Here is a 1,116-nt window from a genome sequence, read left to right as displayed (position 1 = left end):
AGATGTGTATAAGAGACAGCGGTGAGCGACTCGGTGAAGAGCGTCAAGACCTTCACCTGCACGCCGGCCTCGCTCGCCAGGGCTCGGACGAGCCGGTCGGGTGAGGACGACTCGGCGAAGATCGCCGGCACACCGGTGCGCTCGATGGCCCCGGCGAGGTCGGCGAGGTCCGACGCACTCGGCGCGGCCAGGGTGGTGCCTCCCGGGATCACCGCACCGACGAGGTCGAACCCGTAGCGGTCGGCGAGGTAGCCGAACACGTGGTGGTTGGTGACGAGAGCCCGCCGCTGCGGCGGGATGGCGGCGAAGGCGGCAGACATCTCGTCATCCAGCGCCGCCAGCGCGGCACGGTAGGCGTCCGCCGCGCGGGCGATGGCGGCAGCATCCACCCCGTCCACGGCGGCCAACGCATCCTCAAGGGCGTCGACGACGTCCACCATGCGCGCCGGATCGGTCCAGAAGTGCGGATCCGGCACCCCGGCGTTCTCGTCGCCGGTGTAATCCACGACGTCCACCTCCTCGCCCGCGACGAACGCAGGAACGCCGTCCGCTTCGGCGGCGTCGAGGTGCTGCTGCAGCCCCTCCTCCAGCCCGAGCCCGTTCGAGACGATGAGGTCCGCCGTCCGGAGGGCCGCGGCCTCTTGGGCCGAGATCTCGAACGAGTGCGGGTCGCTGTTGGGGCGCATAAGCGTCTGCACACGCAGCTGGTCGCCGGCGACCTTGCCCACGACGTCGCCCAGGATGTTGGTGGAGACGACGACGAGCGGACGGTCGTCGCTCGCGGCCGCGCATCCGGACAGCACGGCGGCGAGGACCAGCGCGGCCGCCGCGCCCGCCCGCCGACGGGTCATCGCCCCACCTCCGCGGCGAACAGGGGCGCAGAGGCGGTTTCGAAGACGCGCGCGATGCGCGCGGCGTCGGCGTAGTCGATCTCGTACAAGAGCTGCTCGATCGGCGCATTGAGGGTAGGCGCGCTGGGCATCGGCGACGAGGGTCACCCCGCGCAGCGCCGAGGGGTCGAGGAGGGTCTCGGGAAGGAGCGGCTCCGTGCCGGCGCGCACCGCGCCGGTGGTGCCGTCGAGCACCAGCACACGACCCTGTCTCTTATACACATCT

1 protein-coding gene is annotated in these 1,116 nt (G+C 71.3%); it reads right to left on the bottom strand.

Annotation, left to right across the window (positions count from 1 at the left end):
* Positions 1–1,091 (bottom strand): metal ABC transporter substrate-binding protein (locus DQ241_RS20215; protein ID WP_199584790.1); only part of this gene is annotated, 1,091 nt, incomplete at its 3' end.
* Between the last annotated feature and the right edge of the window lie 25 nt (positions 1,092–1,116).

Source organism: Blastococcus sp. TF02A-30 (genome assembly GCF_003319185.1).
GTDB lineage: Bacteria > Actinomycetota > Actinomycetes > Mycobacteriales > Geodermatophilaceae > Blastococcus.
The sequence above is the reverse complement of the archived record's forward strand: the minus strand, read 5'-3'. Positions and strand labels throughout refer to the sequence as shown.